Source organism: Corynebacterium diphtheriae (assembly GCF_001457455.1).
GTDB lineage: Bacteria > Actinomycetota > Actinomycetes > Mycobacteriales > Mycobacteriaceae > Corynebacterium > Corynebacterium diphtheriae.
This window is the reverse complement of record NZ_LN831026.1, coordinates 1,398,764-1,425,524: the sequence shown is the minus strand read 5'-3', so window position 1 is coordinate 1,425,524 and position 26,761 is coordinate 1,398,764. Positions and strand designations below refer to the sequence as shown.

The window sequence follows — 26,761 nt, the reverse complement described above, 5'->3', positions numbered from 1 at the left end:
TACAACGAATTGTAGCGTGAAAAATATGGAATAGTTTTCTTGTTGCGTTGTAGTCCCGCAGCGCGTTTTTCGATGAGACTTTAATTATAACGCCTAATCTAAAGATTGCTTTTAATAGGCGTTTATGTCTTTATTGGTAGGCATATCTAAGCAAACGCTTTATTGTGCGTATGCTCGAAGTTTTTCGGCACGGGCACCGTCACGCAGTTTCGACATGACCTCGCGTTCAATTTGGCGAACTCTTTCACGAGACAGTCCAAATTGACGACCAATTTGATCTAAAGTGCGGGGAACTCCATCATCGAGCCCATAACGAAGGCGAATAACGTCCTGTTCACGTTGCTCCAAAGTGTCCAAGACTGTTCTGATATCAGAGTGACGCAACGACGCAACTACAGCTGATTCGGCATCAGTCGCCTCGGAATCTTCGATAAAGTCACCAAGTGGAGCCTCTTCATCGGCACCAACTGGCATATCTAGGCTTACTGGGTCACGAGACTGGCGAAGCAACATTTCAATTTTGGATTCTTCAATGCCAGATTCTTCCGCAAGCTCTTCGTTGGTTGCTTCACGTCCGAGCTGTTGATACATCTCGCGTTTGATTCGAGAAAGCTTGTTTACCTGCTCTACGAGGTGGACGGGTAAGCGAATTGTTCGGGACTGATCTGCCATACCTCGTGTGATGGCTTGGCGGATCCACCAAGTGGCATAGGTGGAAAACTTAAATCCCTTGGAGTAATCAAACTTTTCCATTGCGCGGATGAGCCCCAAATTACCTTCTTGAATGAGGTCCAGTAGGGGCATGCCGCGTCCGGTGTAACGCTTTGCTAGGGATACCACAAGACGTAGATTCGCCTCTAGTAGGTGAGAACGTGCCTTGCGCCCTTCCTTAACCAATACTTTAAGGTCCCTTTTCATTGCGCGGGTCAGTGGCTCTTGGGAATTTTCTAAGAGATATTCCGCATAGAGTCCGACTTCAATTGTCTGTGCGAGCTCGACCTCATCTTCAGCATTGAGTAGGGCAGTTTTGCCGATGCCATTGAGGTAGACACGAACGAGATCTGCTGAAGGGTTATCATTCGTTTGATTCCTGCGGCTACCGCGGTCGACGGTCTCCGTGGATGCTTCCACGTCGGAAGGGCTTGTCATAATGACCTCCTAGCTCTCGTTGCTACACATGGAACAACGGCGAATCGATAAATCTAGTTCCATTACCCCCATGTGTGGGGAAACTATGGGCATTCGACAATTACAGTGAACGGTCCGTCATTGACGGATTCCACCTGCATATCTGCTCCAAACTTTCCTTCATAAACGGTTATTCCTCGGGATCGCAGTCCGTTTGCGATCTTGGTGATGGTTTCTTCGGCGGGATCGCTTGGAGCCGCATCGAACCAAGAAGGACGGCGTCCTTTTGCGGTACGCCCCATCAAAGTGAACTGGCTCACCAACAATACGGGTGCATGGGCAGTTTCTACGCTTTGTTCCCCTTTGAGGATTCGAAGTTCTGCAATCTTGCGAGTCATCGTTTCCCATGCGGAAGCACTGTCATCGCGGCCGACTCCGACCAAAGCAAGAATCCCTCCAGTAGAAGGACAGTTTATTTCTCCAACGACAACATTATCGACGGTCACAGAAGCGCTGAGTACTCGAGTCAATACAGCTCGCACGGTTGAGTAGTCACCATCCCTTTGTGATCTCGGCTGGTAGAAGAATACCGTGGCGGACAAGGGCCACGACTGGATCAATAATGGCATCAACAAAGGACTCGTCGTCAAGCCCATTACTGACCGCATAAAGCGTGGCGACGTCTTCAAGCGTCAAGCCTTCAGGATGTAATCCAGCGATGACAGAAACAATGTGTTCGTCAACCTCATGGCTCCAGCGTGGACCTTCAGTCCGCGTGATTCGATATTTGAGATGTGTAAATCCCATTCCAGAGTCAATGTCGGTGACTGAAACGGATTCTTTCGCAACCCCTGGCCGTAGATAAAACTGTGACTGTGCGATGCCGTCACGGTCTTTTTCACGAAGCCAATCCACACGCACAAAAAACTCTTCAATCTCATCACCGAGATAATCGTCAACCTGATGCGTCAACTCCTCAAAATAAACTTCAGAAGGAATGGAATCATCGACGCGTTGGATGGCTACATAGCCAAATCCCACAGCTTCGACTTTAGCTCTCGAAAAATGGTCCAACCATGACAGAGTTCGCTTAAAACCAATTTCAGAGCGGGGATCGATAGACTCGTCACGTAACCAAGTATTGACATATTGAATTGGATCCACCGTGTCGCGCTGCAAAAACCAAGCAATTACGCCGTGGCTGGGAATCCACTCTGCGACACGCGAAGCAACAGACTCGCCATTTTTATGGACCCATGACCCCAAAAGGTGTGCCGTGCCATTGGAATGAAGATGATCTACTGCTCCACGAACCACCGTTTCCGTTGCACCATCTAAATCAAGACCTGAGTCCCGATAAACATGCTCAATTTCGGGTGGACCTACCACAAAAGGTGGGTTGGCTACGATGCGGTCGAACTTCCGATTCTTAATAGGTTCGAACCAAGAACCATCGAGAATTTCTACATCGAAATGCGCTCCAGCAAACGTAGCCTCCGCGAAATCGAGAGCTCGGGAATGTACATCGGTTGCTGTGACTGATCGAGCATGTCTCAATTGTCCTAGTGCCTGCACACCGGAACCAGCTCCTAAGTCCAAAACAGAATTGACTGGTGAACGCGGGGTAGTGACTAGTAGTGAAAGACTTGCCGCCCCAACGCCGAGGACATGATCCTTGCCAGGAACATGGTCGGCAATCATTGAAGCATCGGTGTCGGAAAATACCCAAAATAGGTCATCTTCAAGCTCAAGCCAACGAATATCGATTTTTGCGGTGAGATACGCTTTCGATGCATCGACAATTTCGAGAACACCAGTTCCCGTCAATTGATCGGTTAACGATCCACCTAGAACTCGATGCAATGCCTCGGCAGCCACTGGGCGATGAAGAATAAACGTTGCGATCAAAGGATGGAAATCAGAGTCTTCGTTTTCTCTCATGGCATAGAGCACAGAAGCCGGTTCGCCTCTACTGATTGCCGCAAAGCCTGGGCGTCCAAGAAAATTTCGAATTGACGAAGGTGTAAAACCCAGCTCGTGGAATCGTTGAACCAATTGAGGTGAGACGGAACTTAAGGGGGTACGCATTGCTGAATATCCTGACTGCTGTTGGTAGACGAATCCTTGATCCTAATCGGAATCCATATCGATCACCATTGGGTTCGTATCATCGAAACAATCGCTGAACTTCTGGTCTAAAGCCCTACGGTTTGTCTGATTGAGTGCTACATATTCTGCCTGTTCACGGGCTACAGCAGGTTTGTACACGGCTTTTTTACGAGGATCACGTTTCTCGCCCACACCGTTAGCGATGACGACTGCGATCCAAGGTAATGGAATACAAATAACAAATAAAATTACTGAAACGACTACGTTATGTAACCACATGTACGTAGCCATCGAAGCGACTAAAAAAGGGATGCGAAGCCCTTGCAGCCATGCATATACGACTTCGCGATGATGTCGATCTTGTTCTGGACCACGAGATGCATCCGTGACTAATTCGACACGATGACCCAAGATACGTCGAAAAGCACGTTTGCCAGAACTTATGTGCACTTCATCTACAGAATGATGAGAAAAATCCGTGTGCGCATGTGTCAGTGAGTCCTCGTCCATGAGTCATAAGGGTAGACCCGCGTAGGCAAGTTGGCGCAAAATGGTGCAATATAGGGGGCGTGAGTACTAGCACGAAAACTATCGAACGTCCTGACATAAGGGAAGAAACAAACACTGGAGATGACACTCCAAAGTTCTTCCATTATGTGAAGAAAGACCAGATCGTGGATTCGGCGGTGTCCGGTCGAATGGTAGTTGCTTTGTGCGGAGAGGCATTCCCCGTGACTAAGCAAGCAAAACCTGGATCACCTGTGTGTCCTGATTGCGAACGCGTGTATCGGGGACTGCGTAAAAAGTGATGGGACTACGCGCTTGGCAGCGAAAAGCGCTGACTAAGTATTTGATGCAAGCCCCCAAAGACTTTCTCGCTGTTGCTACGCCTGGAGCAGGCAAAACGACCTTCGCTTTGCGCGTGGCTACAGAGTTGATGGGGAACAAAACCGTAGATCGAGTTATTGTTGTAGTGCCCACTGAACATTTGAAGATTCAGTGGGCTCAATCGGCTGCTAGGGTAGGGCTTTCTCTAGATCCCCACTTTAAGAACTCTGACGCAGTCAACCCGCAATATGACGGCGTTGTGGTGACCTATGCCCAAGTTTCTATGCATCCCTTTAAACACTATGCTGTAGCGACTTCCAAAAAGACGCTGGTAATTTTGGATGAGATCCATCACGGAGGCGATGCAAAGAGCTGGGGTGACGGCATAAGAGAGGCATACGGAGACGCTGAACGTCGATTAGCGCTTACAGGTACGCCATTTCGTTCCGACGATTCTACGATTCCATTTGTCCGATACGAGGAGGACGGCGAAGGGCATCTTGTCTCGAGATCAGACCACACCTATGGATATTCAGATGCTCTTGCTGACGGCGTAGTTCGCCCAGTTGTATTCCTCGCGTATTCTGGCGAAGCTCGATGGCGGACGAACGCAGGCGAAGAATTCTCTGCACGACTAGGAGAGCCACTTAATCCAGAACAAACTGCTCGAGCGTGGAAGACTGCTCTCGATCCTAAAGGAGATTGGATACCTGCCGTATTGCAAGCTGCGCACACCCGGTTATTGCAGTTGCGACGGAGCATTCCCGATGCTGGCGGATTGGTTATAGCAACTGATACGACAACTGCTCGCGCGTATGCCAAGATCTTGGAAAAGATTTCGTCAACTCCAGTAACTGTCGTGCTTTCAGATGAAGTCGGAGCATCGAAACGAATTGAAGACTTTAGCGACAACACCGATGAATGGATGGTCGCAGTTCGTATGGTCTCGGAAGGTGTGGACGTACCTCGGCTAGCTGTCGGCGTTTACGCTACCTCTGCCTCAACTCCCTTGTTTTTTGCACAGGCAATCGGCCGATTCGTGCGTTCACGTAAAAAAGGAGAGACCGCCTCAGTATTCTTACCATCAGTTCCAGTGTTGTTAGATCTTGCGGCCAAATTGGAAAACTCCCGTGACCATGTACTCGGTAAACCGGATCGGCCTAACGAAGGATGGGATGATGAACTATTAGCGCAAGCAAATAGGGAAGAAACAGAAAAAGACGAGCTACGTTCTTACGAATCAATTGGTGCTGAAGCCGAGCTTGATTCGCTTATTTATGATGGTTCTTCTTACGGAACTGGTACATTTACGGGTTCTGATGAGGAGGCAGATTATCTTGGTCTCCCAGGACTGTTAGATGCAGATCAGATGCGAGCGCTATTACGTAAACATCAGACCGAGCAGCTCAATGCCCGAGACGAAGAAGCGAAAAAACGCCAGCAACTAGAAAATGAAGAAAGGGAGAAACGGAAAAAGGAACGCGAATCTGAAGTTCATGATGTCGCATCTGTGAAGATTCCACAATTGCGAAAAGAACTAAACGCCTTAGTCTCGATCACTGCAGGTCGCACGGGACGACCACATGGTGCAATTCATACAGAAGTGCGAAAAAAATGTGGTGGTCCCCCTACGGCAATGTGTTCTGCTGAGCAACTTCAAGCGCGTATCGATTATCTACGACGTTGGTAAAAGAATATAAAAGTTTTCCTCATACAAGCTCACTTTTGTGCATAATAGAAAATGCAATGCTTTATTAAAATAAGTAAAGTGCAAAATTCAGTCTATTGAAAGGGAACCGTGACTACACCAAATGATTCTTACCCTGCTGGTGAACCACAATTTGGCAATGATCTAGGCAGTGGGGGCTATCCAACAGCGGGCTACCCAACTGATCTTCCAATAGACGAGCAGTTGCCAATGAAAAATGCTTTGGCCCCTTGGGCCCTGGGCTTGGCAATCGTTTCTGTCGTGGTACTTCTCAGTATTTTTGGTACTATTTTTGCTTGGATTCCAGCCGTCATTTCGGTCATTCTCGCGATTGTTTCTCTCATTAAACTTCGTAAAATGCCTCTGGGCAGCGAGCCCCGAAAAGGCATGACGATTTCTGCTCTCATTATTGGTTTGGTTGTTACCATCATTTCGGTAGCTGTAGCTATATTGCTGGTTACCGTATTGAAAGACACTCTCGGAGAATGTGCATCCCTAGAAACCTCTGAGCAGCAGCAAGAGTGTGTGAATCAAAAAGTCAATGAATTAAACCAAAACAAGTAAGAGTCGTATTTTCACAATTTTTCACAATAACTGGGAAAATACGGTAGGGGGCTGTTTTGTAGAATTCAAGCTGTTCCTCATAATCTGGAATGAGTTAACATAACCGGATTATGAAGAGCAGCTTTTGTGACTAACAAGCTTTCAGCGATATCGGAAACAGAAAGCGGAACCCATTAGCGATCGAGAGGCATGAAAGAATAATTGTAGGGGCTTGGGCCGAAATGATTTCGGCCCAAGCCCCTACAATAGCTTCAAATGTAAAGAGGTCATTATCTTTTTAGAAGTTTTGCTTCCGCAGTTTCGTTGAGCACCGTCAACGAACAAGTGTGGTGTTAATCGAGATAATCTCGGAGTACCTGTGAACGAGATGGGTGACGCAGCTTTGACATCGTCTTGGACTCAATCTGACGAATACGTTCACGAGTAACGCCATAGACCTGGCCAATCTCGTCTAAAGTCCTTGGCATTCCATCTGTAAGTCCGAAGCGGAGTTTGACAACGCCAGCTTCGCGTTCGGAGAGCGTATGGAGAACATCTTGAAGTTGATCCTGCAACAACGTGAACGAAACGGCATCAACTGCAATAACAGCTTCAGAATCTTCAATAAAGTCTCCGAGCTGACTATCACCCTCGTCACCGATGGTTTGATCCAAAGAAATAGGCTCGCGAGCATACTGTTGAATCTCAAGGACTTTTTCTTCAGTGATATCCATCTCTTTAGCGAGTTCTTGAGGGGTAGGCTCGCGACCGAGATCTTGAAGAAGCTCACGTTGAATCCGTCCGAGCTTATTAATGACTTCGACCATGTGTACCGGGATACGGATGGTGCGGGCCTGATCTGCCATCGCACGCGTGATTGCTTGGCGAATCCACCAAGTAGCGTATGTGGAGAACTTGTAGCCCTTGGTGTAATCAAACTTTTCGACAGCACGAATAAGACCCAAGTTGCCCTCTTGAATCAAATCCAAGAACGCCATGCCACGGCCCGTATAGCGCTTAGCGAGTGACACAACCAGACGAAGGTTTGCTTCTAGTAGATGATTTTTGGCTTTGCGTCCGTCTCTTGCAATTGCACGAAGGTCGCGTTTGACAGCTGGAGTAAGTTTTGCTTCCTTATCCCCGTTATTAAACGCTTCTTCCATTTGCTCCATGCGGTAAGTGGCATAGAGGCCTGCCTCGATACGCTTAGCCAAAGAAACTTCTTGCTCGGCATTCAGCAAGGCTACCTTGCCGATTTGTTTCAAATATGCGCGAACGGAGTCTGCAGACGCAGAAAGCTCCGCATCTTTACGTGCCTGACGTAATGCCGCCGACTCGTCCTCATCCCAGACTGAAGAACCCTCATCCTCATCTGAATCATCATCGGAAGAGTCATCTTCTCCGAGCTCGTCGGTGTGCATCTCATCGTCGTCGTCAAATTCATCCAGATGCGGATCATAATCTTCATCTGAATCTTCGCCAGCTAGCGATTCGAGCTCGTCCTCGGACTCTTCGCTGGATTGGGTCGCTTCTTCAGGAACTGGAGCAGCAACTTTTTTAGCGGATTTGCGAGTGCTCTTCTTTGCTGTCGTTTTCTTGGCAGTTTTCTTTGCTGCCTTTTTAGCGACCTTCTTAGCCGTTTTCTTGGCCGTTTTTTTAGCAGCTTTTTTGACTGGCTCAGATGAAGGCAACTCAATTGCTGGCTCGGCTGTAGCTGATTCAGCAGAGCTTGTTACTGTTGGTGTTGCAGCTACTTTAACTGCAGTAACTTTGCGGGCAACCTTGCGTGCGGTTTTCTTGGCAGCGGTCTTCTTGGCTGCCTTTTTTACAGTGGCAGAGGATGCCTCGCCAGCATTCGCCAAGCCTTGTCCTGAAGACGCTGTGCCTTCAGCGGTTGCCGTTGCGGAAGATTCTGAATTCTCAGTGGCTGCCACGTAAGCCCTTTCGATTGGAAGTTAAAACTACACTCAGGTGCGAACAAATCCGCTATCAGCATTCAACGGAATTGTGAAAGATCATCGAGTGTAACTGCTACAACCGTTTTACTCTTAGTTGAGAGGAATTGCATGAAACTAAGGGATAACAAAAATGACTCTGGCATGGCGCCATAGCCCACAATTGCGTACATGCAGTTCGGTTGCTGTGATTGCACTCTAATGATCGTGTTAGCACGCTCAGTTAGACAAAACGCCATTATAAAACAAAACAGTAATTTTTGCCGTATCGAATGCTTCTGTTGTGGGAACAGGGTAGTTCGATACGGCTTATTTATGTGACGGTTGGTGAAAATTGCATTAAATTCCAGCCGTAACTTTGCTTCGAATAATTAGGGGTGAAGATTTTGGGATGCTGCCATGGCAGCTCCTACGATTCCAGCGGTGTTTCTTAGCTGGGCTGGGACAACCTTGGTGTTAACGGTGAGACGAGGTACCCACTTTTCAGCTTTACGGGAGATGCCACCACCGACGATAAAAGCTGATGGCCAAAAGAGCCGCTCATATTCGTTGAGCACCTTCGATACGCGCTTAGCCCACTTTCCGTATCCAATTTCATCGCGATCTTTGGCTGCAGACGATGCGATTTTTTCTGCTTCTTCGCCATCTACAAGCATGTGGCCCAGTTCAGTGTTGGGAAACAACGTACCGTTGACTAAGAATGCTGAACCTATACCTGTACCAAAGGTTAGAAGGATTACACTTCCTTCACGTGCAATGGGATCGCCAAATTGGGCTTCTGCCAATCCCGCAGCGTCGGCGTCATTGAGAACCGAAACTTCGGTGTCGCCTAAGTGCCGAGCAAATAGCTCATTTACGTCTACATCAATCCACGATGGGTCGATATTGGCGGCGGTGAGGGCTCGTTGTTCGTGAATGACGGAAGGTAGAGTAATGCCGACAGGCCCTTCCCATTCGGCTTGATCGAGGATGCGTTTGATTGTTTCGGCGACTGCATCGGGGGTTGCAGGTTTAGGAGTAAGAATCTTGATACGATCTCCTACAAATTCTCCTGTGTCTAGATTCACGCGCGCTCCCTTGATACCAGAGCCGCCAACGTCGATACCGAATCCGATGTTTTCCATGCGGATCATTCTACTGAACTAGTAGTAGTTCTTTCTTACAAAGTGGTGTACAAATCGCCTTTGAGATCAGCGACATATTTTTGAACTCTGTGAAGCTATACATGAGGTATGCCAACCGTGGATTCAAATTCCAATTTGCGAAATTTTCGGGGAGTAACACATGGCTAAAACAGGCTTGAAAGAACACATAGTGGAGCAACTCTCTGTAAGAGTGGATTCTTTACGTGAGTATGCAGAATTGGCAGCGATAGCGGCAGAAGTGGCGTGTCAGGCATCAGATCACATTAGGCGCACAATGAGAGAGCTTGGCGACGTTACCGCCGGAATGGAAACGAAATCATCTGATGTAGATCCCGTCACGATCGTTGATAAGGCTGCTGAGCATTTTATCGCTGATGCATTGTCACACTTGCGACCAGGTGATGGGTTGTTAGGGGAAGAAGGAGCAGAATCTTCAAGCAGCACTGGAATAACATGGATAGTTGATCCTATTGATGGGACCGTGAATTTTATCTATGGAATTCCGCAATACGCGGTTTCGGTTGCGGCGTGTATAGGCGAGAACGTCGTGGCAGGCGCTGTGATTAATGTTGCAACTAGCGATCTTTATGTTGCGGCATGTGGTAGCGGAGCTTTCGTTTTGAGGAGTTATTCTGATGCGCTCAAATCCATTGAGGCTTCAAAGTGTTCAGATCTACAACACGCCTTGATCGCTACCGGATTTTCGTACTCTTCTCCGCGTCGAGAAGATCAAGCTAAGTTACTGGTTAGTCTTTTGCCCAACGTGAGAGACATACGCAGATTTGGTAGTGCTGCTTTGGATCTTTGCGCTGTGGCTGAAGGGTGTTTTGATGGATACTACGAACACGGCCTTAATGCTTGGGATTTTGCTGCGGGTGCGTTAATCGCTCAAGAAGCGGGTGCCAAAATAAAGCAGCCAGAGCTTAAATTGGCTTCTTCGGCGGGGGCACTACTTTTGGCTAGTTCATCGCCAATATTTCGTGAACTTGAACTGCAATTTTATCCATTTGACATGCGGAAATAAAAGGTTCTGCGAACGATTGCGTTTGTGGCTTTGCTACCCCCACTGGCGACACATGGATCGTGGAGGTGACAATCCCCAAAAACTCACTTAATATGCGCCTCGAAGAAAGCCACAAAAGCGATCGAGCCAGCCCCCTTATTAACAATGCTTTGATCGCTTTTTCCTGACACAACGTATAAGGATGAGTGCCCCATGGCCACTGATTATGATGCACCTCGTCGTCGAGAAGAAGATGAGATGGAATCTGATTCTCTCGAAGGACTAAAAGCCGCGGAATCTAACAAAAACGATATGGACGACGATGGAGAGATCGTCGAGCCTTTTGAATTGCCTGCGGTTGATCTTAGCGGTGAAGAACTCAATGTCACCGTGATTCCTCGCCAAGCAGATGAATTCACGTGCTCTGAGTGTTTCCTCGTCCAGCGTAATAATCGGATCGATCATGTAGAAGATGATGGGTCTGTTGTGTGTAAAGACTGCGCATAGCAAAATGGAGCTGCTTTTATGCAGCTCCATTTTTGTTATCGAGATGGATGTTGATGTGGCAAAAATGCGTGAAGTAGTGTTTCGGGGTCCTTGGAAGAAACGAGCCAATAGGGCGTAGGGTCGTCATCATCATTTAGGACCAGCATCACCATCTCAGGTACCCATTCATGTGAGACCACAAAAGCGCTGGGGTCTAGTTGGCGCCCCATGGCATTTCTTTTTGCAGTCGCGGGGACCATCATCGATCGCGAAACTACCGAATCAGGTAGATTTGCATCGCCAGCAACCAACCAACGGGTACCATCTGGATCAACTTCGACTGCAATTCTGGTCTTGGAAAGCGACAACAATACCCATACGGCCACTGCTGTAAGAAGGACTGCAGGGGCATACAGCCACAATGCGGAACGGTTCATAGCAAGTTGTGCAGTAATTAGCGCTACAACGAATGCGCCGAGTAACCACCAGTGCCATGGAACCCATTGTTTTTCGGAATAAATAACCGATGTATCTGCAGTCGATCCAGCACTAGAATTTTGGGAAGTCACAACTCGATAGTCTACTTATGCTGGCAACAATAGCCAACGACACTTTCTGAACTTAGAAGCAACCTTTGTTATCTTGATAGTTCGTCATAACTCGTATTAGTTAAAGTTCGACTGCTCGAGCTGAACGTAAGGAAGATACCGAATGGAAAACGACCAGGAAAAGCCAAGCATGGTGGCAATTCAACGCTTAGACCCTGAGCTTCCGCTGCCGGTTCGCAAGCATCGCGGTGACGCCGGCGCTGATCTATTTTCGGCTGAAAGCGTCACAATCGAACCAGGACATCGGATTCTTGTCGGAACCGGCATAGCGATTGCACTGCCAATAGGTACTGTTGGTCTTATTCACCCTCGTTCTGGTCGTGCTTTGAAAGAGGGCCTGAGTATCGTCAATACCCCAGGTACTATCGATGCTGATTATCGCGGTGAGATTAAAGTTTGCCTGATTAATTTGGATCCCACTACTCCCATCCGTATTGAGCGAGGGGAAAGGATTGCACAATTACTGGTGCAAAAAGTTGAGCTGGTTGATTTCTGCGAAGTTGAAACATTGTCAGAAACCGAGCGTGGTGTCAACGGTTACGGCTCTACTGGAGTTAACTGAGACTAGAATCTGTGAAGCAACACCAAAACTTCTTTAACAATCAACCAACGGAGTAATTATGTGGCCTTTTAAACGCCAAAATGGTGATTCTGACCATGATGAAAATAATCATGAGGAAGCTGCTGTACAGCAGGGCGTCGATACGCAAAAAAATGTCACTCAAACTGACACAGATTCACCTGATCCAACTCACGATGCAATTTCAGGGGAAACTGGTCCCTTTGATGCTGATTCCGTGAATATTGAGGATTTTGATTTCTCCGATTTTGCAGGCGGCATTCTCAACCTCGGGTCACTTCTTGTTCCCTTGCCAAAGACATCAGAAGTCCAAGTGGAAATGGGACCAGATGGACCCAAAATGCTTCATATTTTGACTCAATTCGGTCGTATCACTCCCGTAGCGTTTGCTGCCCCTAAGGCGCCTGGTCAGTGGCGCTCCGCAACCCAAGAAATCGCTGAAGGAATGCGTGCTGACAATCTTGATGTCGATTTCCAACAAGGACCGTGGGGGCGCGAGATCGTAGGAACCTCCGATGACGGCAACGGTGTAATCCGAATTATTGGCGTTGATGGACCTCGATGGATGCTACGAGTTACTTTGGCAGCGCCATCGGAAAGCGCTGAGCGTATGGCTGAATTGGGTCGAGAGGTTGTAGCGCGAACGTTTGTGCGCCGCGGAAATGAGCCAATTTTGGCGGGAAGTAGTCTTCCCGTAGCTTTGCCACAACCATTGGCAGAACAGGTCCAACAGGAAATGATGCGGCGAGCTGAACAGCAAGCAACTCCAATTGAATAAAACTTAATTTAGATATTGTTTGTGAATTACGTATCAGGCGAAACCAAGAACGATCGAATAACTGGGGATTTAAGTTTCGCAGAGTTTTCTTGTTAAACCTCGGCAGCTATTGGGGCGGAATAAGTTCTTAGCGGTCAAGATGTCTTTCGGATACGAGGAGACGTTTACAAATTGATCGAAATTTCTTACCCGAATAGTTGCAAAACTGATGTATTAAATGGTGACACGCGCCAATCAGGCGGTCAATGACTTCTTAGATTCGACGTCCACCGCTCCACTAGACGAAGAAAAAGAACGATATGACAAAAGACCAGCAAGACATTGAACGCGGAAGCGTTATAAATGTTGAAATTCTTAATGCTGCACATGGCGGACAGGGAATTGCTAAATACGATGGACGAGTAATATTCGTAAAAAGCGCCTTCCCAGGGGATCGGCTCAGTGCAAATATCACTCATGTGAAAAAGAAGTTTGCTCGGGCTACGATCGCGTCGATCGAAATGCCTTCACCACTTCGAATGCAGCAACGATGCCTAGCTGCTGCGAATGGTGCTGGCTGCTGTGATTTTGGTGAGTTGGATCCAGAAATTGAGGGCCGGTACAAAGCTGATTTAGTTCTTGAACAATTGGAGAGACTCGGAAAGGTCTCCCAGCCTCCAACATGTGAAGTTGTATCATTCGGTTCTCCTACTCAGTGGCGAACCCGCATGCGTTTAGGTGTTGATGCTCAGGGCAGAGCAGGAGGATTTGCTAGCCAGTCACGTGAAGTCGTTTCAGGAGTGCCATGTAGTCAAGGCGTAATGGGGTTGCTTGATGGCATAGTAGGTGCGGAACAGAACGTATTACGTTTTACTCCAGGATCTCAAGTAGTAGTTGTTTGTGATGATCTCGGTCAGCGCACTGTCGTTGAGACTCAACCAGCGCCCCGCGGTAAACGTACCGAGTCGATGGTAAAAGTTGTAGAGGGTACCGGCAAAGTTTCCCAAGTTGTTGATGGCGTCACATTTGAACTCCCTGCTACTGGATTTTGGCAATCTCACAAAGATGCGGCTCAAGTATATGCAGACACTATTCGGGAATGGTTTGGATCTCTAATAATTCGGAATACAGATTCGTCACTGGTTGCGTGGGATCTCTATGGCGGATGTGGTTCTTTTGCTTCGGCGATTTTATCTGCAGTTGATAATCATGGTGTTGTCCATTGTGTAGAAAGTGCGCCGGCTGCAGTTTTGGCTGGCAAACGAGCTCTTTCTCAACTGGTGGAGGATCAAAAAATAGTTTTCCATACAGAAACAGTTGAGCGGGCCATGAATCAACTGCCTGCCCCTACCCTCGTTGTATTAGATCCACCTCGAGTAGGTGCTGGTGCTGAAACAGTACGAGCTATTGCACAATCGGGACCACAGGCTGCAATACACATCGGTTGTGACCCTGCCACGTTTGCTCGTGACATCGCCGAATGGAGCCGAAACGGTTTTATTTTGGAAAAACTTCGTGTATTCGATGCGTTTCCCGGTACGCATCACTGCGAAACCATCGGTTTATTAACAAAGAAAAACTAATTAGATTAGAGGGACTTTGCTGCTAGAGTCTTGGCAGTGCGTTACGCAGAGTACACTTGTTGTCAAGACTTTATTCGATATCTTTGATCTTTCTGTTGTCTTTTGCATAGCAAGGCAATCGTAGTCAAAGCTGTTGGACTTTCGCGCAGTTGAGTCTGTGCCTGATCTGTAAACCGCCAGTATTTTTATGAAAGGGTGCAACTCAACGCGCATGAGCATTCTTGAACACATCTCGTCACCTGCCGATGTCAAAACTTTAAGCTACGAACAATTAGATACATTAGCGAGCGAGATCCGCGAATTTTTAGTGGAAAAGGTTTCGGCGACTGGAGGCCACTTAGGTCCGAACCTTGGGGTGGTCGAGCTGACACTTGCGATACATCGTGTGTTTTCTTCACCAAGTGATCCCATCATTTTTGATACCTCGCACCAGTCCTACGTTCATAAGATTTTGACAGGTCGTGCAGGAGCTTTCGATACCCTTCGCCAAAAAGATGGATTGTCTGGATACACTTCTCGCGCTGAAAGCAACCATGATTGGACTGAATCATCGCATGCGTCAGCTTCGTTATCGTATGCGGATGGATTAGCGAAGGCTTTCCAACTAAAAGGCGAAAAAGCTCGAAACGTGGTTGCAGTCGTCGGTGATGGCGCTCTAACTGGTGGTATGTGTTGGGAGGCCTTAAACAATATTGCAACTGGGACCGAGCGCAATGTTGTTGTGGTCGTCAATGACAATGGGCGAAGCTATTCGCCGACCATTGGCGGTTTTGCGGATAATTTAGCGGCGCTTCGGATGAAACCAAGCTATGACCGCGTGATGGAGCAAGGTAAAACTACTCTCAAATCCTTAGGATGGGTAGGCGAGCGGACATTTGAAGCTCTTCATGCTTTTAAAGAAGGCGTTAAGTCAAGTGTCATACCTACAGAGATGTTCCCAGAATTGGGCATGAAGTATATTGGTCCAGTTAATGGACATAATACGAAAGCTGTAGAGGCCGCGTTACGCTATGGCCGAGATCATAAAGGTCCTCTGATTGTTCATGTGGTGACAGAAAAGGGCAAAGGATATGCCCCTGCTGAAAATGACGTAGCTGAATTGATGCACTCGACGGGTGTTATCAATCCGAAGACCGGTGAACCAGTGGGCACCAAGAGCCCCGGATGGACATCAGTTTTTAGTAAAGAGCTTGTAAAAGCTGGAGAGACGCGCAAAGATATTGTTGCTATCACGGCTGCCATGGCTGGACCGACAGGGCTTTCTGCCTTCGGTGAGAAATTCCCTGATCGATTGTTTGACGTTGGAATCGCAGAGCAACATGCTATGACATCTGCAGCCGGTTTGGCGCTAGGCGGTCTCCATCCAGTCGTTGCTATCTATTCGACATTTCTCAATAGAGCATTTGATCAATTACTCATGGATGTCGGTTTGCTCAATCTTCCGGTTACGATCGTTCTGGATCGTGCGGGAGTTACCGGCTCCGATGGTGCAAGTCACAATGGCGTTTGGGATTTTGCAGTAGCAGGGATCGTACCAGGTATCCGAATTGCGGCACCGCGTGACGATGAGAATCTTAAGGAGCTGTTCGCTGAAGCACTTACTATTGACTCTCCAACTGTTGTGAGGTTCCCTAAGGGAGAGCTGCCGTCTCGGCTGAGTGCACAGCAGCGTTTCGACGATGGTGCGGAACTATTGCATTATTCCGATTCTGATCATGAAGACTCGACACCGAGCATTTTGGTCGTTGCGGTTGGTTCTCTCGTTTCATCTGTTATGGAAATCGTGTCCGACATTGAAGAGTGCGGTTGTAATGTGACTGTGGTTGATCCACGATGGGCAGTACCTGTTGCGCCATCAATCGTGGGATTAGCAGCAGATCATGATCTTGTTATAACTGTCGAAGATGGAATCATTCATGGCGGAGTGGGCGCGATGATTAATGAGGCGCTTAATGCCTCTGAAATAGATGTACCAGTTCGAAATTTGGCATTTCCTGAGATATTCCCTGAGCATCAAAGTAGGAATCAACTACTTGATGCTGTGGGGTTATCTCCTCGAGGTATAAAGACTCAAATTATCGCAGCTGCAGAATCTCTTTACCTTTTAGACAAGGAATAGCTTCTGTAAGTGAGGGACGGGCCTTGATTTTTTGGAATCTAGGCTCGTCCCTGTATTTCTCTATGAGGCGTGCTCAATTTTGTTGAGTGTATCTGTAATTACTGACGCACTGTTGTCGATTTGCCAAGGTCGTGCCTCCAATCTCATGAGGCATTCAATTACATCGTCTTGTGCGATCGGTCGTGGTACATCTCGAAGTTGCCAGCATAATTCTTTAACCGAGTGGGGCTGCATGAGATTTTCTGCTGGAAGATTTAGAAGTAGCGCCTTTTCAACGATGGAATTTTTTACCTCTTCAAAGTCATCTAAAGATTCGGGATGGATCTTTTCCCAAACGTACTTTGATGGCAACTGGTTCTCATCGAATTGTGGTGTGTGTGGCCAAGTGCGTGGATCGGATTCCAAAACATCGTTGATCGTCGGCATCCAACGAGCGATCCGCTTACGGTACTGTTTAGGAATCTCTGAGGCACGTAGAGCAGCTTGTGAATTGCGAGGTGGACGCTGTGCAACGGAAATCAGTACTTTGTCCGGCAACAAGCGAGATACGGATGTATTTTTCATACGAGCTTCATCGTCGCGTAACTCCCAGAGGGCTTCGGCAACGACTAGCTGCCGAGGTCGGGTAAGACGGCTTACCCCCTTCATATCTTGCCAGCTACGCTGTGTGTCTAAGCCATGACTGCTTGTATTTATGAGATGCGCACATTCTTGTCTGTGCCATTCTAATTTTCCATGAGCCTCTAGGAGGAGTTTCATGGATTCTGCAAGTGGAATGAGCTTCTCGACGTCTAAGGCTGCATAAACGAGCCAACTGTGGGGAAGCGGGCGACGTGACCAGTCTTCGGCACCGTGTGCCTTTTTGAGGGTAACTTCCAAGCGCTCTTCGAGCATGGACGCTAAATTAACTCGCGGCAATCCAGCGAGTCTTCCTGCTAATTCAGTATCGAAAATTGTACTGGGGTAGAAACCTAACTCGGAAAGACAGGGGAGGTCTGTTGCCGCGGCATGGATAATCCACGGTTGATTGTTTATTACCTTGCCTAGTACAGATGTGACTAATCGTCGATTAGCTTCTGGGTCGATAAGTACTGTGCCGCTTCCTTCGCGACGAATCTGTAAGAGATAAGCGCGGTCATCATAACGATAAGCTCCAGCGCGTTCAGTATCAATTGCGAAAGGGCCAGTGCCCTGAGATAGTTGATAAGCTGCCTCGTAAATCGACCGAGAAGTTGCAGCGAGCGGGGGTAATCCCTCACTCGGTTGAGTGACTAAAAGTGCCATAGCAGTAAAAAGTTTAGGTTATCGGGAGATACTTGTCGTACCTTCGGGAGACAGTCCGGCTACATTTGCTAACACTTGAGCAAAAGCTGATACATGAGGTGCAAGATCAATTGCTGTTGCCGTCCAAGATGCGCGCATTTCAACTTGGTATGCCCGAGGAGGTCCACCAATTTCGCCAAAGCGAACTGATGCTGTAGCAGTTACAGTTCCGCCGAGATTTGTGTGATCAGCATGGGTTTTATCTAGAGCTTCTGTAAGCCATTGCCAGGCAACATCGGGCAGAAGGGGATCGTTTGCTACAGATGCATCCATATCGGCTTGAATGTAAGCAACTAATCGCATCGATCCGTCCCACGATTCGTCTGATGTTGGGTCATGCAGGAGGATAAGCCGACCGAAGGCGTCGCCTTGCGAATCATCAGACAAAGTCCCGCTGACCTCCAGTCCCACTGCGTGGCTAAAAGGTGCTAGTCGTTGCGGTGGGCGAATCGTGCCTAAGGAGATCTCTGGTCGGAGCTGAGCCTTATGCATCGATTCCACGGCGTCCATAAAATCTTGAGGGATGGATTCGTGAGAGCTTTCTGAGGCAATAATGGGCATTGCTTGGTTTTCAGTCACATCGCACAACCTAATAAGGACAGCTTGGGTTTGGTCGGAGGCGCGCCGATTTTTAGCGGAACGTTGTTACTTCAGGGGAATAAACTTTGACCAAGTTGTGGATCAAACTTAGGATGGATAAGTGAATTGGTCAAAAGGCGAATTCGATCCAAAGTCGGTGTAGCGGTTGAGCACCGGAGTTCTAGGTTAAGACAGGCAGATGATACATGGCTGAGAAGCTCAATTTCGAAGAATTAAATAGCATGCAGCGTTATTCGCAGTTTGCTGTTTTCCGTGCGATTCCTGGCGCATTGGGGAGTGATCGTACAGAAATCATTGCTCAAGCCCAAAGTTTTTTTGACGGCCTAGAGACTGCTGGGAAAGTCGAAGTTCGAGGAATTTATGACCTAGCGGGTTGTCGTGCTGAAGCGGACTTCATGATTTGGTGGATTGCTGAGGAATTTGAAGAAATTCAAGCCGCTTTTGCTAGGTTCCGGAGAGAAACAGTGCTGGGGCAAGTTTCCGAAGTTGCTTGGTTGGGCAACTCACTTCATCGGCCAGCAGAGTTTAATCGCTCACACCTTCCATCCTTTATCATGAGGGAGAAACCAGGGGATTGGATTACGGTCTATCCATTCGTACGTTCTTATGATTGGTACATCATGGATCCGCAAAAACGTCGCAAAATTCTAGCTGAGCATGGGCAAGCTGCACGGGATTTCCCAGATGTTCGTGCGAACACCGTTCCAGCATTTGCGCTTGGTGACTATGAATGGATGCTTGCATTCGAAGCGCCACGGCTCGATCGGATTGTAGATCTCATGCATAAGATGCGTTATACGGAGGCTCGTCTTTATGTTCGTGAAGAAACCCCATTTTTTACGGGTCGTAGAGTGTCTGAGGTATCAGAACTTGTCAACGTTTTGCCGTAGTACAAGATGGTAATAGCGTGGGGCCAGCAGCATTTGAGTTGCTGACCCCACGCTTTTAAATGTTTAAAGATAAGTGCCTTAGCTTTCTTCTGCAGGAATCAAAGTTAAGCACACAGAGTTAATGCAATAGCGCAGATCTGTGGGGGTATCGTAACCTTCACCTGCAAAGACATGTCCTAAATGAGATTCGCAGTTTGCGCAGATTACTTCAGTGCGAACCATACCATGAGAAGTGTCTGTGCGTTCTATGACCTTATCGCCAGCTAATGGCGAGAAGAAAGAAGGCCATCCGCAATGGGAATTGAACTTTTCTGTTGATCGAAAAAGCTCGGTGCCACAAGCACGGCACGAATAGATGCCCTCTGTAGTGGTGTTGGTGTATTCCCCAGTGTGAGGTGCTTCGGTACCTGCTTCGCGCAAAACACGGTACTCTTCGCTGCTGAGTCGCTGGCGCCATTCGGTGTCGGTGATCAATTTAAAATTTGTCATCGCTTGTCCTTAGTTTGTCGGAATTGTGTATTGGCTACAACTCATGAGCTGAATTATTTATTGCGTGGGATTCCCTAATGTGTCGCGAATTACTTTATAGCGTAAAAATATTAATCCATTAGGGGAGGAAGATAGCATTTCTAGCACAAGGCGAGTGGTAAAAGAGTCGTCAGATATTTTTCCGAAAAGAGGGCTTTCTACTGGGCAAATGATATTGGGGGCAATCGTTAAATGAAGACGATCGACGATTCCTAAAGACAACGCCTGGCGGTAAACTGAGGGGCCACCTTCAATAGATATTTTTTTCAATCTCCGTGCATGCAAAGCATCGAAAGCAATCTTTAGTGGGTTTGTGCTAGTAGGTGCCACGATGACCTCCACGCCTACGTCAATAAGCTTCTGTAAGCGCTGGTCCCATTGTTCGGAAGTGTTGGCAGGTTGTTGAGTTATAACGAGTGGGGATAATTCTGATGGTAGGTCAGGGGAGAATAGTTCGGAGGAGAAATCGAAATATAAAGATTTACTCAAAAGTGTAAGTTTAGGTAAACCGCAGCGGCCTAGCTTTTGCCTTTGATTCTTGATCCCATGTGGCAGCACTACAGGACCGTAGTTTTCCTTTCGAGCAGTTTCGGCGCCCACGACGATCGCATCTGCCCATCCTCGTAGTTGTATTAGTAAGTCTGCATCTGTTTGGTCACCCATTGGACCGGAGACTCCCGATAAAGTGGCGGAGCCATTGATTGATGTAATCGCAATAGCGCGGCATTCTGGTTCGTTGATCGTGGTGAGAGGAAGAGCCCCGTAAACAATTTGGTCGGTAGTTACTGTGCTGGAAGATGCGGAGTCACGCTGCATGTCAGTTAACACTACTAGGAAAATAAAAAAACCGGCGTTAAGCCGGTTTAATTGAGCGGATGACGAGACTCGAACTCGCGACCCTCACCTTGGCAAGGTGATGCGCTACCAACTGCGCTACATCCGCATGTTTTCGTTTAAAGCCTGAAAACAAGGCTTGTGCGCGATACTGGGATTGAACCAGTGACCTCTTCCGTGTCAGGGAAGCGCTCTCCCGCTGAGCTAAACGCGCGGGTATGAGGTGGAAACGGGAATCGAACCCGTGTGCACGGTTTTGCAGACCGTTGCCTCACCACTCGGCCATTCCACCGTGGCGTTGCCGCCTCGGAAGGTACTTAAAAATACCAGAGCGGATGACGAGACTCGAACTCGCGACCCTCACCTTGGCAAGGTGATGCGCTACCAACTGCGCTACATCCGCATGTTTTCGTTTAAAGCCTGAAAACAAGGCTTGTGCGCGATACTGGGATTGAACCAGTGACCTCTTCCGTGTCAGGGAAGCGCTCTCCCGCTGAGCTAAACGCGCAGACGCTCTAAGCGTTGAGCGGATGACGAGACTCGAACTCGCGACCCTCACCTTGGCAAGGTGATGCGCTACCAACTGCGCTACATCCGCATGCAAACTGTGCTGCGAGAAGAAACTTTAGCCCGATGGTACGTGTTAGTGCAAATCCGCAGTCAGTAGGGGAAAATGAAAGTAAAACTGCGGGTATGGCTAAGCAGAATTGATTACACGGACATGTCGACTATTCATATCTGTAAAAGTTTGGTGGCGAGTTATTGTATCGATCTGAATGAAGGAGGAGTGTGCTGAACTGTACTCTATATAGAGATATAGAGAAGAGATTGGGTTTTGATTAGAATCGTGCTACATTGATCTTCGTTCGACAATGAGTTGAAGCTGGTCCTATGGCTCAGTGGAAGAGCGTTCCGTTCACACCGGAAAGGTCGCTGGTTCGATCCCAGCTAGGACCACATAATTCGATTCCCACACTAATTGGTGTGGGAATTTTTTTAATTTGATATGAGTCGAGTTGCTTTGCTGTTATCTAAGTTGGGGGAGATATATTGCTATTCTTGGCGCAATAGGTCTTCTTAGATTTTTGAATGTTGTCCAACCGTTTCGATGTTTTGAAAAATACGACTTGGTTCGGAACTTTTTCAATTCTCTGAACGACTTGTATTGCAGGCTTTGAATTTTAACGATTTTGTGCCTGCGATAGTTGTGTCGATTTCCTCTGATGTGAGTGGTGAATTTGTGAAGGGTCAATGTGTACGTAGCACGTGGCAGGGCGTTAAATTCGCTTCCATAGGTGCGTTAACAGGTCTTTTTTTGCTCCAGCAACCCGTCGTTGCTCACGACGTTGTTATATCTTCCAACCCGCAAGATGGTGCAAAAGTAACGGAATTCCCGACAACCGTCGAACTAACCTTTTCGGGTATTCCTAAAAAGGACTTCAATACTGTTGCATTGAGTCGGAAATCTGATTCGACAGTTTTGTATCGAGGTGAGCCTCATCTAAACGGGCAGGTTGTGAGCTTCACATTGCCTTCGAACATCGAAAAGCAAGCAGGTGAGTATCTAATTGGCTTTCAGATCACTTCATCGGATGGGCACTCCACCAAAGGGCGAACTACGTTCACTTATGTTGATCCTTCGCAAGAGAATGGTTCTAGTGAAGTTTCGGCAGAAAGTGAATTGAAACCCACAACCTCTGAAGGGCTTAGTTCGACGGTAACTTTCGCCGCAGGCGGAATCACATTAATTGCACTAGCTATTGTTTCTATTTTTTTAGTTGCACGACGTAACTCCCGGAAAGGAAAATAATTTATTATGTCTACATCTCGTCGCATTAAGGGCGCTATTGCTGTTTTAGCCATGGCTTCAATCGCTTTGACAGCTTGTTCTAACTCTGAATCTGATTCTGAGAAGAAGGTTGATACCGCATCATCTGCTGCTGCGGCTGCTTCCGAAACCAACTCTATGAGCATGGGTGCCGATTCTGTCATGATGATGAACCCATATGTTCGCTCCATGGAAGACGGAAAATCCATGACTGGTATTTTTGGTGAAATTATGAACCACTCTGACAAGGATGTCACGGTTGTGGGATTTAGTTCTTCCATTAACGCCAAGATGAATCAACTTCATGAGGTTGTTGACGGAGTCATGAGAGAAAAAGAAGGTGGATTTGTTATTCCTGCTGGCGGAACCTACACCTTGGAGCCAGGCAAAGATCATATGATGCTCATGGGCGTTGACAAGCCAGTTGTTGCTGGTGACACTGTTTCCGTCACACTTGAACTATCTGATGGCACCACAGTTGACGTCAAGGATATTCCAGTTCGAAAGTTGGGCGCTGGCGACGAAAACTACGGGGCAGACGGTGCGGTTCACATGGATCACGGAACCAGTGACACAATGAAGCACGATCATAGCCATAAATAAAATTAAGCCGTCGAATCTCTAGTTGAGGAAAGGTTACTGAAAATGGCCGAAACTCCACGTTTTAGTGTTAAATCATTAGGCGAAAATCTTAAGATGAGTCGCCGTGGATTTCTTACTGGTACAGCTGGAGTTGCAGCCGCAGGAGCATTAAGTGCGTGCACAGAGCCTGCGCATGATGCAGATGCTGTGGGTGTAGATCAAACAGTTGCCCAAGAAATAGAGCCATTCGACGGCATCCATCAATCTGGAATTGCCACTCCAGCACAATCGCACCTCATAGTGCTGGGACTTAATTGCCGTGCGGGAGTGGATTCTGCTGCAGTGCGACGTTTGTTGACCCTGTGGACCGAGGATGCTCGGGAGTTAACTCAGGCGCGAAACCCAGTGGGTAGCCTTGAGCCCGAGATGACTTCGTCACCTTCACGTTTGACAATTACTGCTGGTGCTGGCGCACGGCTATTCGATATTCTCGGAAAGTCGGAAATGAAGCCCGCATGGCTCAAAGATATTCCAGTCTTTTCCAAAGATAGACTTGATCCGCGTTGGGGGCAAACGGATCTTGTGCTACAGATTTGTTCAGATGACCCTATGACCGCAGCTTTCGCCATGCGGCATATGACCCGATCGGGATCTGATTACGCTGAAGTTAAATGGGTTCAACAGGGATTTTTAAACGCTCGGGGTACTTTGCAAAAAGGCGAAACTCCGCGAAATCTTTTTGGCCAAAAAGATGGCACCATTAATCCTCACACTGCTGAAGAATTTGATAAGCAGGTTTGGATTGACAATGAAGATGATTCCCCACGTTGGATGCACGGTGGAACGTGCATGGTTGTAAGGCGTATTTCAATGAATTTGGACACTTGGGAGCGTCTGGATCGGCAATCCAGAGAAGTTGCAATTGGTCGCGATATCGTAGAAGGGGCCCCACTAAGCGGTGGAAAGGAGCACGATTCTGCTGACTATGAGGCAGTTGATGAATATGGTATTCCGAAGATTGACGCTCGTTCCCACATGGCACTAGCTACGCCACCTTCAGATTTGCCTAATCAGCGGCTCCTTCGGCGTGCGTATACTTACAATGAAACCCCGATGGTTGGTACTGATCAGCTATCGAATGCCGGCCTTGTGTTTTGTTGTTTCCAAAAGGATCCACGTAAACAATTCATTCCGATTCAACAGCGCTTAGACGCTAGCGATCGTTTGAATGAGTGGATCAAACACATCGGTTCTGCGGTGTACGCGATTTTCCCAGGCACCGATCAAAAGAAAACGGAAGCTTCCATTTGGGGTGCCGCGTTGTTCGATTCCTAGTCAATTCGCGGTACTATAAGCAGCAAAGCGTCGAAAAGTACCGAGTTTAAATGGATCATAAATGTCCTCGGAAGATTTCCGTGGACATTTACTATTTTGATGAGTGAAAATCGAGCTATTGTCGGAACGTTTGAGCGTCCAGGTATGACGTTTAAACATGAGCGCAAGTAAGGAGCGCATTTTTTTAAATGGCACATCTCATTGAGGCAGCCCCCAACCCCCACCAGCCTTTCGTCGTGACTGCAGGCGTTGCGGTCGGCGCTGCTATGCGGGAACTGGAGCTACCTAATAAAGGTCCTGAAGCGATCGTTTGTGTAAAGGATAGTGAAGGCACACTGCGTGATCTGTCTTTTGTGCCTGAGCAAGATAGTAAGTTCACTCCAGTTCCTGCTAATACTGAAGATGGACGTACAGTCATCCGCCACTCGTGTACTCACGTGTTGGCTCAAGCCGTGCAAGCAGAATTCCCAGGAACAAAGTTGGGCATTGGTCCAGCGATTGAAAATGGCTTTTACTATGACTTTGATGTTGCAGAGCCTTTCACTCCGGAAGATCTTCAAAAGCTTGAAAAACGAATGAAGAAAATCGTCAAGCAAGGGCAAAAATTTGAGCGTCGAATTTTCGCATCGGTTGCCGAGGCTGAAGAAGCTCTAAAGAACGAGCCTTATAAGCTTGAGCTGATTCGCGATAAAGGAAACGTTGATCCAGCCTCGGATGAGGCTACGGAGATTGGCGCTGGTGATCTCACAGGCTATTACAACGTTAACCCACGTACAGGTGAAGTGGATTGGTACGATCTGTGCCGCGGACCCCATGTTCCGACAACCAAGTACATTCCAGCATTTGCTTTGACACGATCGTCAGCAGCATATTGGCGTGGCGATCAATCTCTAGCAGGTTTGCAGCGCATTTATGGCACCGCGTGGGAGTCTAAAGAAGCGCTTGAAGAATACCAGCTGATGATGGCCGAGGCTGAAAAGCGCGATCATCGTCGTCTAGGTGCAGAGCTTGACTTGTTCAGCTTCCCAGATGAAATCGGATCTGGTTTTCCGGTGTTCCACCCCAATGGAGGAATTGTTCGTCTAGAGATGGAGGAACATTCTCGCCGTCGTCATATCAACGCAGGATATTCCTTTGTTAATACCCCGCACATCACTAAAGGCGATCTGTTCAAGAAATCGGGTCACCTAGATTTCTATGCTGACGGCATGTTCCCTCCTATGCAGCTTGATGGTGAGGTTGACGAAGAAGGAAACGTCGTAAAGCAGGCTCAGGACTACTATGCAAAGCCTATGAACTGCCCGATGCATAACCTCATCTTCGCATCGCGTGGTCGGTCTTACCGTGAGCTTCCTCTGCGCCTCTTTGAGTTCGGTACGGTTTACCGTTATGAAAAATCTGGCGTAATCCACGGACTTACTCGTGCACGTGGTTTTACCCAAGATGATGCTCACATTTACTGTACTGAGGATCAACTTGAGCAAGAGCTCACATCAGTACTCGATTTCATTATTTCGCTCCTTCGTGACTACGGCTTGGATGACTTTTATCTTGAGCTTTCCACCAAGGATCCGAACAAGTTCGTTGGTTCTGATGAAATTTGGGAAAAATCTACGTCGATTCTGCAGCGGGTAGCAACTAAATCTGGTCTAGACCTGGTTCCGGATCCCGCTGGAGCAGCATTCTATGGGCCGAAGATTTCGGTACAGGCTCGAGACGCTATCGGTAGAACTTGGCAAATGTCGACAGTTCAGCTTGACTTCAATCTCCCAGAGCGATTCAACTTGGAATACACATCTTCTGATGGTTCTAAGAAGCGTCCCATCATGATTCACCGTGCGTTGTTTGGCTCAATCGAACGATTCTTTGGTGTCTTGCTGGAGCATTATGCCGGTGCATTCCCAGTGTGGTTGGCTCCTCACCAAGTAATTGGTATCCCAGTGGCAGATTCCTTCTCTGAGCATTTGGAGAAAGTTACAGGGATGCTTCGTGACAATGGCGTTCGCGCGAGCGTGGATACTTCTGACGATCGTATGCAGAAAAAGATTCGAAATCATACGACCGGTAAGGTTCCATTTATGCTCCTTGCAGGTGCGCGCGATGTTGAAGCTAATGCGGTGAGCTTCCGTTTCCTCGATGGCACACAAGTTAATGGGGTTCCTGTTGATAAAGCTATCGGCGTGATCACGCAGTGGATCTCTTCGCGAAATAACGAACAGCCAAGCGAAGAAACTGTGAAAAAACTGGTGTAATACCCGTTGCTTTGCATGGTTATGGATTAACCCACGA

The 26,761-nt window shown here is 47.7% G+C and carries 25 protein-coding genes and 7 tRNA genes; 15 read left to right on the top strand and 17 right to left on the bottom strand.

Going from position 1 to position 26,761, the window contains the following annotated elements; all coding sequences use genetic code 11:
- Positions 1–159 precede the first annotated feature (159 nt).
- The 4 genes from AT687_RS06920 to AT687_RS06905 all read right to left on the bottom strand — a co-directional run bounded on the left by AT687_RS06920 (position 160) and on the right by AT687_RS06905 (position 3,747).
- On the bottom strand, positions 160–1,149 hold the full coding sequence (locus tag AT687_RS06920) for a sigma-70 family RNA polymerase sigma factor (RefSeq protein WP_003851800.1): 990 nt from the start codon (positions 1,147–1,149) through the stop codon (positions 160–162).
- Between the two features lie 83 nt (positions 1,150–1,232).
- Positions 1,233–1,670 carry a D-aminoacyl-tRNA deacylase gene (gene dtd / locus AT687_RS06915; protein ID WP_014316795.1) on the bottom strand — a complete coding sequence of 146 codons (438 nt, stop codon included), beginning with the start codon at positions 1,668–1,670 and terminating at the stop codon, positions 1,233–1,235.
- Between the two features lie 10 nt (positions 1,671–1,680).
- Positions 1,681–3,216: a DUF7782 domain-containing protein gene (locus AT687_RS06910; RefSeq protein ID WP_014319132.1), complete on the bottom strand. Its 1,536-nt coding sequence runs from the start codon at positions 3,214–3,216 to the stop codon at positions 1,681–1,683.
- Positions 3,217–3,258: 42 nt separating this feature from the next.
- Positions 3,259–3,747 carry a DUF3099 domain-containing protein gene (locus AT687_RS06905; protein ID WP_014316793.1) on the bottom strand — a complete coding sequence of 163 codons (489 nt, stop codon included), beginning with the start codon at positions 3,745–3,747 and terminating at the stop codon, positions 3,259–3,261.
- A 59-nt stretch (positions 3,748–3,806) separates the two neighbouring features.
- Between AT687_RS06905 and AT687_RS11980 the strand changes: the two genes are divergently transcribed.
- The 3 genes from AT687_RS11980 (at position 3,807) to AT687_RS06895 (ending at position 6,337) form a co-directional block, all read left to right on the top strand.
- Positions 3,807–4,046 (top strand): DUF3039 domain-containing protein, encoded by a 240-nt coding sequence (locus tag AT687_RS11980; protein ID WP_014316792.1) that lies wholly within the window; start codon positions 3,807–3,809, stop codon positions 4,044–4,046.
- Positions 4,046–5,755, top strand: a complete 1,710-nt coding sequence (locus tag AT687_RS06900) for a DEAD/DEAH box helicase (RefSeq protein WP_021335075.1) — start codon at positions 4,046–4,048, stop codon at positions 5,753–5,755. Before AT687_RS11980 ends, AT687_RS06900 begins: the two co-directional genes overlap by 1 nt.
- 108 nt (positions 5,756–5,863) lie before the next feature.
- Positions 5,864–6,337 carry a DUF4190 domain-containing protein gene (locus AT687_RS06895; protein ID WP_003851789.1) on the top strand — a complete coding sequence of 158 codons (474 nt, stop codon included), beginning with the start codon at positions 5,864–5,866 and terminating at the stop codon, positions 6,335–6,337.
- Between the two features lie 332 nt (positions 6,338–6,669).
- Here AT687_RS06895 and AT687_RS06890 read toward each other — a convergent pair whose 3' ends face one another.
- Both AT687_RS06890 and ppgK read right to left on the bottom strand, forming a co-directional pair.
- Entirely contained in the window at positions 6,670–8,250 is a 1,581-nt protein-coding gene (locus AT687_RS06890; RefSeq protein WP_003851787.1) for an RNA polymerase sigma factor, read from the bottom strand.
- Between the two features lie 392 nt (positions 8,251–8,642).
- Positions 8,643–9,404 carry a polyphosphate--glucose phosphotransferase gene (ppgK, locus tag AT687_RS06885; protein WP_010935045.1) on the bottom strand — a complete coding sequence of 254 codons (762 nt, stop codon included), beginning with the start codon at positions 9,402–9,404 and terminating at the stop codon, positions 8,643–8,645.
- Positions 9,405–9,555: 151 nt separating this feature from the next.
- Here ppgK and AT687_RS06880 point away from each other — a divergent pair, with 151 nt between their 5' ends.
- Together AT687_RS06880 and AT687_RS06875 are read left to right on the top strand one after the other, a co-directional pair.
- Positions 9,556–10,440 carry an inositol monophosphatase family protein gene (locus AT687_RS06880; RefSeq protein ID WP_014310501.1) on the top strand — a complete coding sequence of 295 codons (885 nt, stop codon included), beginning with the start codon at positions 9,556–9,558 and terminating at the stop codon, positions 10,438–10,440.
- A gap of 192 nt (positions 10,441–10,632) precedes the next feature.
- Positions 10,633–10,926 carry a DUF4193 domain-containing protein gene (locus AT687_RS06875; RefSeq protein WP_003851778.1) on the top strand — a complete coding sequence of 98 codons (294 nt, stop codon included), beginning with the start codon at positions 10,633–10,635 and terminating at the stop codon, positions 10,924–10,926.
- Between the two features lie 35 nt (positions 10,927–10,961).
- Here the strand turns inward: AT687_RS06875 and AT687_RS06870 are convergent, their stop codons facing one another.
- Positions 10,962–11,474, bottom strand: coding sequence for a DUF3093 domain-containing protein (locus tag AT687_RS06870; RefSeq protein ID WP_003851777.1), 513 nt, complete (start codon positions 11,472–11,474; stop codon positions 10,962–10,964).
- A 142-nt stretch (positions 11,475–11,616) separates the two neighbouring features.
- Between AT687_RS06870 and dut the strand changes: the two genes are divergently transcribed.
- The 4 genes from dut to dxs all read left to right on the top strand — a co-directional run bounded on the left by dut (position 11,617) and on the right by dxs (position 16,552).
- The gene (dut, locus tag AT687_RS06865; RefSeq protein WP_003851774.1) at positions 11,617–12,075 is read left to right on the top strand and encodes a dUTP diphosphatase; all 459 of its coding nucleotides are present in this window, start codon (positions 11,617–11,619) and stop codon (positions 12,073–12,075) included.
- Between the two features lie 58 nt (positions 12,076–12,133).
- Entirely contained in the window at positions 12,134–12,871 is a 738-nt protein-coding gene (locus AT687_RS06860; RefSeq protein WP_014310498.1) for a DUF3710 domain-containing protein, read from the top strand.
- A gap of 299 nt (positions 12,872–13,170) precedes the next feature.
- The gene (locus AT687_RS06855) at positions 13,171–14,433 is read left to right on the top strand and encodes a class I SAM-dependent RNA methyltransferase (protein WP_014310497.1); all 1,263 of its coding nucleotides are present in this window, start codon (positions 13,171–13,173) and stop codon (positions 14,431–14,433) included.
- 211 nt (positions 14,434–14,644) lie between these two features.
- On the top strand, positions 14,645–16,552 hold the full coding sequence (gene dxs / locus AT687_RS06850; RefSeq protein ID WP_003851769.1) for a 1-deoxy-D-xylulose-5-phosphate synthase: 1,908 nt from the start codon (positions 14,645–14,647) through the stop codon (positions 16,550–16,552).
- Between the two features lie 60 nt (positions 16,553–16,612).
- On the opposite strand, the gene AT687_RS06845 is transcribed toward dxs, so the two are convergent.
- Together AT687_RS06845 and AT687_RS06840 are read right to left on the bottom strand one after the other, a co-directional pair.
- The gene (locus AT687_RS06845; RefSeq protein WP_014319131.1) at positions 16,613–17,836 is read right to left on the bottom strand and encodes an HRDC domain-containing protein; all 1,224 of its coding nucleotides are present in this window, start codon (positions 17,834–17,836) and stop codon (positions 16,613–16,615) included.
- Positions 17,837–17,854: 18 nt separating this feature from the next.
- Complete coding sequence (locus AT687_RS06840; protein WP_014303498.1) at positions 17,855–18,454, bottom strand: DUF3000 domain-containing protein; 600 nt, start codon at positions 18,452–18,454, stop codon at positions 17,855–17,857.
- 206 nt (positions 18,455–18,660) lie between these two features.
- On the opposite strand from AT687_RS06840, the gene hemQ reads away from it, so the two are divergent.
- Entirely contained in the window at positions 18,661–19,365 is a 705-nt protein-coding gene (gene hemQ / locus AT687_RS06835; protein ID WP_014319130.1) for a hydrogen peroxide-dependent heme synthase, read from the top strand.
- Between the two features lie 78 nt (positions 19,366–19,443).
- On the opposite strand, the gene msrB is transcribed toward hemQ, so the two are convergent.
- The 8 genes from msrB to AT687_RS06795 all read right to left on the bottom strand — a co-directional run bounded on the left by msrB (position 19,444) and on the right by AT687_RS06795 (position 21,325).
- Positions 19,444–19,854, bottom strand: a complete 411-nt coding sequence (msrB, locus tag AT687_RS06830) for a peptide-methionine (R)-S-oxide reductase MsrB (RefSeq protein ID WP_003851760.1) — start codon at positions 19,852–19,854, stop codon at positions 19,444–19,446.
- Positions 19,855–19,911: 57 nt separating this feature from the next.
- Positions 19,912–20,709, bottom strand: a complete 798-nt coding sequence (locus tag AT687_RS06825) for a pyrimidine reductase family protein (protein WP_014308389.1) — start codon at positions 20,707–20,709, stop codon at positions 19,912–19,914.
- Between the two features lie 54 nt (positions 20,710–20,763).
- Positions 20,764–20,836 (bottom strand) — tRNA-Gly (locus AT687_RS06820).
- 33 nt (positions 20,837–20,869) lie between these two features.
- A tRNA-Val gene (locus AT687_RS06815) sits at positions 20,870–20,941 on the bottom strand.
- A 7-nt stretch (positions 20,942–20,948) separates the two neighbouring features.
- Positions 20,949–21,019: transfer RNA gene (locus AT687_RS06810), tRNA-Cys, on the bottom strand.
- Between the two features lie 38 nt (positions 21,020–21,057).
- Positions 21,058–21,130 (bottom strand) — tRNA-Gly (locus tag AT687_RS06805).
- A gap of 33 nt (positions 21,131–21,163) precedes the next feature.
- Positions 21,164–21,235: transfer RNA gene (locus tag AT687_RS06800), tRNA-Val, on the bottom strand.
- Between the two features lie 17 nt (positions 21,236–21,252).
- Positions 21,253–21,325, bottom strand: a tRNA-Gly gene (locus AT687_RS06795).
- Positions 21,326–21,612: 287 nt separating this feature from the next.
- Between AT687_RS06795 and AT687_RS06790 the strand changes: the two genes are divergently transcribed.
- The 5 genes from AT687_RS06790 (at position 21,613) to thrS (ending at position 26,724) form a co-directional block, all read left to right on the top strand.
- A tRNA-Val gene (locus AT687_RS06790) sits at positions 21,613–21,684 on the top strand.
- A 283-nt stretch (positions 21,685–21,967) separates the two neighbouring features.
- A complete protein-coding gene (locus AT687_RS06785; RefSeq protein WP_014303495.1) occupies positions 21,968–22,537 on the top strand; it encodes a copper resistance CopC family protein in 570 nt (189 codons plus the stop codon).
- A 6-nt stretch (positions 22,538–22,543) separates the two neighbouring features.
- Positions 22,544–23,158 carry a copper chaperone PCu(A)C gene (locus AT687_RS06780; RefSeq protein WP_014319129.1) on the top strand — a complete coding sequence of 205 codons (615 nt, stop codon included), beginning with the start codon at positions 22,544–22,546 and terminating at the stop codon, positions 23,156–23,158.
- A 42-nt stretch (positions 23,159–23,200) separates the two neighbouring features.
- On the top strand, positions 23,201–24,472 hold the full coding sequence (locus AT687_RS06775) for a Dyp-type peroxidase (protein WP_003851751.1): 1,272 nt from the start codon (positions 23,201–23,203) through the stop codon (positions 24,470–24,472).
- Between the two features lie 188 nt (positions 24,473–24,660).
- Positions 24,661–26,724 (top strand): threonine--tRNA ligase, encoded by a 2,064-nt coding sequence (thrS, locus tag AT687_RS06770; RefSeq protein WP_003851747.1) that lies wholly within the window; start codon positions 24,661–24,663, stop codon positions 26,722–26,724.
- Positions 26,725–26,761 lie beyond the last annotated feature (37 nt).